Genomic DNA, 8,771 nt, shown 5'->3' with positions numbered 1-8,771 from the left:
GTACTAAATTTAAGCTGCAGGATCACAGAATGCCGCTACTGCAGCAAGCTTTGGACCGTTATGCGCAGCTTCATAAACCAAGGTCTAAAAATTTATTATGCCTGTTAATAGCGGTCTTAATAGCAATCCTGCGCAAAAACAGACTTTCTGGGGCAAGTGGTTGACTTTGCTTAAAGTCTTATATAGCCTGTTAGTTCTGCACTTCTTTTTCTTGTTAATTGATTTCCTACGATACCGGAATTGGGACGATGCATATTCCGAAGGAACTATGCATAAACTCGACTTGACTTTTGTGCTATTTCTTTCTTTTTACTTTGTTATAGGCGTAGGTGCAATTATTAGGAAGTTATACTTTGGAGCATTGATTACTGTTGCCTGCTTAGTAGTCCATGCATTTGTTCCGACTTTGAACAGCTCAGATAAAGAACTTTATGGCCTTTTGACGAATATTGGACTTATTGGATTTTTGTTACTGCTAATTGTTATGACTACTCTGAAAGCTAGAAAATACGGTGCTTAGACTTATTGAGATTGCTATGTTGGGCGCATAACATGGGGTTGTCAAAAGCAGGGCTGAAGAAAATGAACTGAGCTAATTATCTTTATTGAGCAACAGAATTTGGGTTTAGGCGACAGAAACATGAACTCCCTGCCTTCGCCAACCCCTGAACCGTTAGCGGTAATGAAATCGCAACACCCAAAAACTTTTAGGCCTTACAATCAACCAGACTTTTGGCTACGACAAAAGTAGATTTGACTACACCTGTTTCTTTTCTGTAAGAGAGTTTTGCAACATCAGAAAACAGAAAACATGAAAATTGTCGTAACAGGTTCTTTAGGTCATATTAGCAAGCCATTGACAAGGGAATTGGTCGAGAAAGATCATATAGTTACGGTTATCAGTAGCAAGGAGGAAAAACAAAAACACATAAAGGGGTTAGGCGCAACAGCAGCCATTGGTTCATTGGAAAATGCTGATTTCTTAACCTCAACCTTTACAGGTGCTGATGCAGTCTACTGCATGATACCACTAAATTTTAGCGAACTTAACCAAGTTGCCTACTACCAAAGAATTGGTAGGGCCTATGCACAAGCCATCCAAAAATCAAAAGTAAACGTGTGGTACATCTTAGCAGTTGGGGAGCCCACCGGGACAAGGGCACAGGCATTATTCTTGGCTCACATCAGGTGGAAATAATTCTTAATGAACTGCCCGGCGTTGCTCTTACACATCTGCGTGCCGGTTCGCTCTTTTACAATCTTTATGGCTTTGTAGGCATGATTAAAGGAGCAGGCTTTATTGGCGCCAATTACGGCGGTGATGATAAAATTGTTTGGACACATCCCAAAGATATTGCCGATGCCGCTGCGGACGAATTGCAAAAAACACTACCCCCCGGAAACAATGCTCTTTACGTAGCAAGCGATGAACGCACTGCTTCCGAAACGGCTAAAATTTTGGGTGCTGCCATTGGAAAGCCAGATTTACAGTGGATAACCTTCACCGACGAGCAGGCAAGAGCTGGTATGGAGCAAAATGGTATTCCACAGAGCATTGCCGCAGACCTTGTTGACCTAAACGCCAGTATTCACAGTGGCGCATTGGGCGAAGATTATGAGTTGAATAAACCAACAGTGATGGGTAGAATAAAAGTGGAAGATTTTGCGAAAGAGTTTGCAGTGGCCTTCCTAAAAGATATTTGACTTTTGACACGACAAACATGCAGCCTCACAGAATAAAAACCATCAGCGAGTATCACAAGTTAATATTGCTTCCTAAACCGGAGCATCCCTTGATTAGTGTCATCAATTTTGAAGACATCAAACGAATGCCAGAGGGTGGCCCCAAAAGCCTTATTCATAGCTTTTATTCAATTGCTCTGAAAAGAAACTTCAATGGAAAATTGAAGTACGGTCAACAGGAATATGATTTTGACGAAGGGCTGCTCTTATTCATTGCACCCGGGCAGGTCTTTTCCGTGGAAGCTGACGAAGACCTAAAACATACAGGATGGTTGCTGCTTATCCATCCTGACTTGTTATGGAACACACCTTTGGAATATAGACAGTCGTTCAACTAAACCCTCTACCGCTAACCCGGCGTTTGTAAAAGATTGGCTGAAGTGCTAAATGCAACCACAAAATTCTAATCAACACTGCTGCAAAAGTAAACCTGATGGAACATGAAATACCACTCCTTCACAAACGCTTTAGGCGAATTCGTTTTATACAAATAAAACTGTTCTCACTAAAGAATAAAATAGCGCTCCCTCAATACTGATTCATTACCTGAACCAAAAAAACGCATTGCGTTTTTCAAATGCCTGTCCGCCACTTCAACCAGGCAGTAAACAAATAACTCCTGTTTTTATGAGCCATGCTGCCCAACAACTTTCTGCTAAAGTTTAAATTACATCCATAATTTTCCTTTTCATTTGATTCATGATCACGTTCCGGAAAGCAACTGCTGCAGATGCCACAAGTATTGCGCCTATGCTACTGTCGGCAATGGATACCATTGTTTACCGTTTCCTCAACCGGGAAGATCCTGCAGCTGCGATGGGCTTTATGCAGTATTGGTGTGCCCGCGAAGCCAACCAATACTCCTGGCAAAACTGTTTTGTAGCAGAATGGGAGGGCAGGGTAGTGGCCGCTGCCAACCTGTATGATGGCGCATTGGTCCGCTCATTGCGGCAACCGGTAGTGGAATGGGTACGTGCTCATCATAATCCTGGGTTTGCGCCTGAAGATGAAACCGGCCCCGGTGAAATATACCTTGATACCATTGCTATTGATCCGGAATTGCGTGGCAGGGGCATCGGTGCCGGCTTCCTGCAGTTCTTGATTCATCATTTTGTAATGGCAACAGCAATGCCATTGGGGCTGCTGGTTGAGCCCGGTAACCTGCCTGCCCGTAAGCTTTACCTCCGTATGGGTTTTCAACGGCAAGGCACCAAAACCTTAATGGGCAAAGAACTGGAACACCTGGTTTATTTACCCGCTTAAGTATTTGCAATAGCGCAACACAGCTTGCGTGCCCTACTTTCTTGCCGCTTATTTTATGATTTCTTCTTTTGGCTTATTTCCGATCTTGCAGCCCCATCGGAAAACAAAATGATCATGGCGGAAGACCTGCAAATAATAAAAGGCAATAAAGAAGAACAATACCAAAATCTTTTACCACAAATCAAAGGTTTGCTGGAAGGAGAGGAGGATGCCATTGCCAATATGGCCAATGTATCGGCAGCTCTGAAGGAACAGTTTGGATGGTTATGGGTGGGTTTTTACCTCGTAAAGAATGGTGAACTGGTGCTGGGACCTTTCCAGGGACCTGTTGCCTGTACCCGTATCCGTAAGGGCCGGGGTGTATGTGGCACCGCCTGGGCCGAAAGCCGCACACTGATCGTTCCCGACGTGGAGCAGTTTCCGGGTCATATTGCGTGCAGCAGTTTGTCGCGGTCAGAGATTGTACTGCCCTTATTGAAAGGTGGCGAAGTAATAGGAGTACTGGATGTAGACAGCACCGACCTCAACACCTTTGACGAAACGGACCAGCAATACCTGGAAGCGATTGTCGCACTTTTGTAGTAGGGATGACGAAAGACAACAGACAACAGACAACAAACGCCGGACAACCTGCAAATCAGGAATAGCCTGTCGTCCGTTGTCTGTCGGCTTCTATTAACAGCTAAGTCTTAATGGCTTTCTATCCACCCAGTGTTCCATACTCCATGATCCCTAATGTGTACCAAGAGCGCTAAGCTCCTGTTGCAGGATTAAACAAATTACATTTGTTTGAAATCACCCTGCATGAACCCTATCAACCGACGCGTACTCACCCTCGACGAATTTACCATCCAGCAGTTTAGAGCAATCCCTAATGCTACCGGCGAACTCAGCACCTTGCTTCGTGACATTGGCCTTGCGGCAAAACGCATCAATGTTGAAGTAAACAAGGCTGGACTGGTAGACATCCTGGGGGATGCAGGCCATAGCAATGTGCAGGGAGAGGAAGTGAAAAAGCTGGATGAATACGCCAATACGCAGCTGATGGGGGTTTTGCGACATGGCATTTCCTGCGCAGGTATCAGCAGCGAGGAACTGGATAGTTTCGTGCCCTTCGATGACGAATTGAGCCGTGCTTCCAAGTACGTATGCTGTTTCGATCCGCTGGATGGCAGCAGCAATATCGATGTCAATATATCCATCGGTACCATCTTTGGGGTGTACCGCAGGGTTACGGAAAAAGGTGAACTGGTAAGGGAAGCCGATTTCCTCCAGCCGGGTGTACGACAGGTAGCTGCCGGCTACATCATCTATGGTTCCAGCACCATGCTGGTATATGCCACCCGTAGGGGTGTGAATGGTTTTACCCTCGATCCCTCCATTGGCGAATTCTGCCTCTCGCATCCCAATATGAGCTGCCCCGAAGAGGGCAAGATCTACTCGGTGAACCATGGCAATTTTTTCCAGTACCCAAAAGGCGTACAGCATTATATTCACCGCTGCCAGGCAAAGACAAAGGCCACCGGCGGACCTTACAGCCAGCGGTATACCGGCAGCATGGTAGCCGACCTGCACCGCAACCTGATCAAGGGTGGTTTATTTATGTATCCTTCCACGCAGGACAATCCTAAAGGCAAGCTGCGGCTCCAATACGAATGCAATCCTTTCGCTTTTATCATGGAAGTGGCCGGAGGCCGTGCTACCGATGGCATCCAGCGCATCCTCAATATTCAACCCACCAGCCTGCACCAGCGCACGCCCTTATTCCTGGGAAGTAAACTTATGATGGAGGAATTGGAGCAATGCCTCCTACCTTTGTCCGCAACACATGGATAAGAAGATCATCACGGTACAGAACCTGGTAAAACATTACGGCAATTTCGAAGCGGTAAAAGGCATTTCCTTCGATGTGTATGAAGGCGAGATCTTTGGCCTTTTGGGCCCTAACGGTGCGGGTAAAAGCACTACGTTGGAGATCATCGAAACCCTGCGCGATAAAACAAGCGGGAAGATCATGGTGGATGGCTTTGACCTCGACACCCAACCCAACGAGATCAAAAAGATCATTGGTGTGCAACTGCAAACCAGTGGATTTTACCCGGGTCTCAACCTGCTGGAACTGATCGATCTTTTTTCTGGACTGTACAACCAGAAAGTGGATCCTTACGCCCTGCTCGACCTGGTGAACCTCCGCGACAAAGCCAAATCCAAAGTCAAGCAGTTGAGCGGTGGCCAAAAGCAACGGTTTTCCATTGCCACTACGCTCATCAACAAACCCCGGATTGTTTTCCTCGACGAGCCAACAACGGGGCTTGATCCGCAGGCCCGGCGCAATCTTTGGGAGTTGGTTCGCAATATCCGCAAACAGGGAACAACCGTGATCATCACTACCCATTACATGGATGAAGCCGAATACCTGTGCGACCGGGTAGCTATTGTTGACTCGGGCCGTATTGTGGCCATGGCCTCTCCCGACCAGCTGATTGACGAACTGGTGGCTACCGGTTTTGAACGGCCCAAGGAGATGAAGAAGGCCAACTTAGAAGACGTGTTTATTCATTTAACGGGCAATACGCTCCGCGAAACGCAAATACCTGAATCATGAGTTTATTCGACCGCCTGCAGGGCGAAAAAGCAAAAAAGCTGAACGAAGAAAAAGAGAAAGGCGCCACCTTCCTGGCTACCAACAAGACCAAAGAAGGGGTGATTGAACTGCCCGAAGGCGTGCAGTACCAAATGGTAGAAGAAGGCACCGGTAAGCAACCTGCTGTTTCCACCCTTATTGAAGCGCACTATGCAGGCCGCCTGCTGGATGGAAAAGAATTTGATTCTTCGTTCCGCCGTAACCAACCTTTCCAGGCCCGCATCAACCAACTGATTATAGGCTGGCAACTGGTTTTGCCCCTGGTAAAAGAAGGTGGCCGTGTGATCATCTGGGTTCCTTCCGACCTGGGTTATGGCGACAATGGTGTTCCCGGTATTCCCGGTGGAGCCGTGCTGGAATTTGAAGTGCAATTGCTGCGCATCTTAAGCTAAGCGCTACATACGCAGTTTTTGGTTTTTAGTTTTTGTTGTTGGGTTGCTGAATAGGAAACCAAAGGTTTAAATATCTTTCCTGCAAACTGAACTGGAACTAAAAACCAAAAACTTCTTATGACCGATTTTCGTTATCCCATCGGTGCTTACGAACCCAAGCCTTTTTCAAAAGATAAAAAAGAAGAGTGGCTGGCGGATATACGCTTTTTACCCAATGCCATTGAACATGCGCTGCGCAACCTCGACGAAGCGCAACTGCATACCCCCTATCGGGAAGGCGGCTGGACGGTTCACCAACTGGTACACCATATTGCCGACAGCCATATGAACGCTTATATCCGGTTCAAACTTGGATATACCGAGCAGGTGCCCGCCATCAAAACCTATGAAGAACAATTGTGGGCTACTACAGCTGATGTAACTTCCCTTCTGGTAAATGTTTCAACCACCTTGCTTTTTGCCCTGCACGAACGCTGGCATGTTTTCCTCGCTTCCTTTACTGATGCAGACTGGGAAAAAACCATTTTCCATCCAGGGCTGGGAAAAGAAGTTAACCTCTGGCACCTGCTGGGCATGTACGCCTGGCATGGTCGCCACCATACGGCACACATAACGGCTTTAAGGGAGCGGATGGATTGGTACTGAAATTCAAAGTACAAAACAAAAAAAGTAAAGCTCGACTTGCAAACCACGATCCCTTTGCATGATTAGCAGCAAAGGGCCGCTGCTAGCTTTTGCATCAAAGAATAAACACCTGTACCATGAAGTGGAAAGTACTTGATTCAACATACCTGTTCCGGGAGCCCTGGCTAACGGTACGGAAAGACAAATGCGAAATGGCCAATGGCCATGTGATGGAAGCTTTTTACGTAAACGAATACCCCGACTGGGTAAATGTATTTGCGCTTACAGATGAGGGTAAGGTCATCATGGTAAAGCAATACCGCCATGGCGCCGGAGCAGAAAGCATTGAACTGCCGGGTGGCGTTGCCGAAAAAGGCGAGGAGATGATGGAAGCCTGCAAAAGAGAACTGATGGAAGAAACGGGTTATGCTTGTACCGATTGGGAGTACCTGGGAAAGATCAGCGCCAACCCAAGCACCACCAACAATTATATGCACATGTTCCTTGCCCGCAACGGCAAAAAGGTAGCTCCTCAAAATCTGGACGCAGAAGAAGAACTGGAGGTAATGGAACTGACCATTGAGGAGATAAAAGAACTGGTGTATGGGCATAAACTTTTGCAAAGCCTACACACCAATAATATCTTTTATGCCCTGCACCGCCTGGGCAAGTTGTGTTAAGGTGATAACAAGGAATTTAAATAGAAACAGCAGGTCGATTGTACCTGCTGTTTTTGTTGCTAGTAAGCTGAATTTTTCCAGCGTTGCCGGTCCACTTCGCCAGCAAGAAAGATGGATCCGCAAACCAAAACCAGGTCTTGGGTACCGGCAGCCTGAAGGGCATTTTCAATTGCCGAATTGACATCCGGGAAAGCCGCTCCTTGCAAACCCGCAAGCGCAGCCTGCTCCTGCAGGGCAGCAGCTTCAAGTGCACGGGGAATATGGGCTTGTGTAAAATAGTAATGTGCATCCTTCGGCAATAAGGCAAGTACGCTGCTGATGTCCTTATCGTTTACCATGCCCAACACCAGGTGCAGTTTGTGAAACTGCTGCTGTTGCAGGTGCCGGAGCATCTGCTGCACACCATCTACATTGTGCGCTACTTCCAGCACCACTAAGGGCTGTGTACGCAACACGTCCCACCGACCCATCAGCCCGGTAAGTCCTTTTACATCTTTGAGTGCTGCCGCAACCTGGTCGTCGCTGATTTGCCAGCCAGACTGTTGCAGAAGTTCAACTGCCATCAGTGCGGTTTGCACATTTTGCAACTGGTAAATCCCGGGCAGGTCCAGCTCCAGTTTTTGCACCTGTTCCAGGTCTTTTTCTTCCAGTTCAATGACTAGGCTTTGCGGATACAATTGGTAACCCTGCACCCTGAAATGGTCGGATGCGAAGAAAATGGCGGCATTGGCACCTTCAGCCTTTTGTATAAACACCGGGTCTACAGCTTCCTGGTGGCCTCCAACCACAACCGGTATTTCGGGCTTGATGATACCCGCCTTTTCACCTGCAATTTCTGGTAGGGTATTGCCCAGCAGGTTCATGTGGTCGAAACCGATATTGGTGATAACAGATAACTCCGGGGTAATGATATTGGTACTATCCAGCCTGCCCCCGAGGCCGACTTCTATGATGGCGATGTCTACCTTTTCCGCAGCAAAATAATCGAATGCCATACCCACGGTCAGCTCGAAAAAAGAAGGATCCAGTTTTTCCACCAGGCCTTGGGTACGTTGAACAAAATTAACAACAGCAGCCTCCGGTATCATTTGGCCATTGATGCGGATCCGTTCCCGGAAGTCGTACAGGTGCGGTGAAGTGTACAGGCCCGTATTATAACCTGCCGTTTGCAGGATTGCCGCCAGCATATGGCTCACCGAACCTTTTCCATTGGTACCTGCTATATGTACAGACTTGAATTGTTGGTGTGGATCGCCAAGTGCCGCACAAAGGGCGATGGTATTGTCCAGTCCCGGCTTCATAGCGGCAGCACCTACGCGGCTGAACATGGGCAGCCGGGTATACAGGTAATGGATGGTCTCGGTGTAGTTCATCACACACGAAAGTACGGAAGCAGGGGAACAAAATAGCCCGGGGCGCTTGCAG

Annotated in this window: 11 protein-coding genes; 10 read left to right on the top strand and 1 reads right to left on the bottom strand. The window is 47.4% G+C overall.

Annotated elements, in window-relative coordinates:
• Positions 1 to 811: 811 nt before the first annotated feature.
• From BUE76_RS25155 to BUE76_RS14150, 10 genes are all read left to right on the top strand, one after another.
• Positions 812 to 1,198 (top strand): NAD(P)H-binding protein, encoded by a 387-nt coding sequence (locus tag BUE76_RS25155; protein WP_245798421.1) that lies wholly within the window; start codon positions 812 to 814, stop codon positions 1,196 to 1,198.
• A complete protein-coding gene (locus BUE76_RS25150) occupies positions 1,189 to 1,704 on the top strand; it encodes a Rossmann-fold NAD(P)-binding domain-containing protein (RefSeq protein ID WP_245798420.1) in 516 nt (171 codons plus the stop codon). The genes BUE76_RS25155 and BUE76_RS25150 overlap by 10 nt, the downstream gene beginning before the upstream one ends.
• 17 nt (positions 1,705 to 1,721) lie before the next feature.
• On the top strand, positions 1,722 to 2,081 hold the full coding sequence (locus tag BUE76_RS14185) for a hypothetical protein (protein WP_076026736.1): 360 nt from the start codon (positions 1,722 to 1,724) through the stop codon (positions 2,079 to 2,081).
• 361 nt (positions 2,082 to 2,442) lie between these two features.
• A complete protein-coding gene (locus BUE76_RS14180; protein WP_073047292.1) occupies positions 2,443 to 3,006 on the top strand; it encodes a GNAT family N-acetyltransferase in 564 nt (187 codons plus the stop codon).
• A gap of 114 nt (positions 3,007 to 3,120) precedes the next feature.
• On the top strand, positions 3,121 to 3,588 hold the full coding sequence (locus BUE76_RS14175; protein WP_073047337.1) for a GAF domain-containing protein: 468 nt from the start codon (positions 3,121 to 3,123) through the stop codon (positions 3,586 to 3,588).
• A 222-nt stretch (positions 3,589 to 3,810) separates the two neighbouring features.
• A complete protein-coding gene (fbp, locus tag BUE76_RS14170; RefSeq protein ID WP_073047289.1) occupies positions 3,811 to 4,842 on the top strand; it encodes a class 1 fructose-bisphosphatase in 1,032 nt (343 codons plus the stop codon).
• Positions 4,835 to 5,611, top strand: coding sequence for an ABC transporter ATP-binding protein (locus tag BUE76_RS14165; protein WP_073047286.1), 777 nt, complete (start codon positions 4,835 to 4,837; stop codon positions 5,609 to 5,611). The genes fbp and BUE76_RS14165 overlap by 8 nt, the downstream gene beginning before the upstream one ends.
• Positions 5,608 to 6,042 (top strand): FKBP-type peptidyl-prolyl cis-trans isomerase, encoded by a 435-nt coding sequence (locus tag BUE76_RS14160; RefSeq protein ID WP_073047283.1) that lies wholly within the window; start codon positions 5,608 to 5,610, stop codon positions 6,040 to 6,042. The genes BUE76_RS14165 and BUE76_RS14160 overlap by 4 nt, the downstream gene beginning before the upstream one ends.
• Before the next feature lie 117 nt (positions 6,043 to 6,159).
• A complete protein-coding gene (locus BUE76_RS14155) occupies positions 6,160 to 6,687 on the top strand; it encodes a YfiT family bacillithiol transferase (RefSeq protein WP_073047279.1) in 528 nt (175 codons plus the stop codon).
• Between the two features lie 116 nt (positions 6,688 to 6,803).
• A complete protein-coding gene (locus BUE76_RS14150) occupies positions 6,804 to 7,346 on the top strand; it encodes an NUDIX hydrolase (protein WP_073047275.1) in 543 nt (180 codons plus the stop codon).
• 59 nt (positions 7,347 to 7,405) lie between these two features.
• Here BUE76_RS14150 and BUE76_RS14145 read toward each other — a convergent pair whose 3' ends face one another.
• Positions 7,406 to 8,719: a bifunctional folylpolyglutamate synthase/dihydrofolate synthase gene (locus BUE76_RS14145; RefSeq protein ID WP_073047272.1), complete on the bottom strand. Its 1,314-nt coding sequence runs from the start codon at positions 8,717 to 8,719 to the stop codon at positions 7,406 to 7,408.
• Between the last annotated feature and the right edge of the window lie 52 nt (positions 8,720 to 8,771).

Origin of the sequence: Cnuella takakiae, assembly GCF_001953305.1 — a bacterium.
Lineage (GTDB): Bacteria > Bacteroidota > Bacteroidia > Chitinophagales > Chitinophagaceae > Flavisolibacter > Flavisolibacter takakiae.
This window is presented reverse-complemented; position numbering and strand designations above follow the sequence as displayed.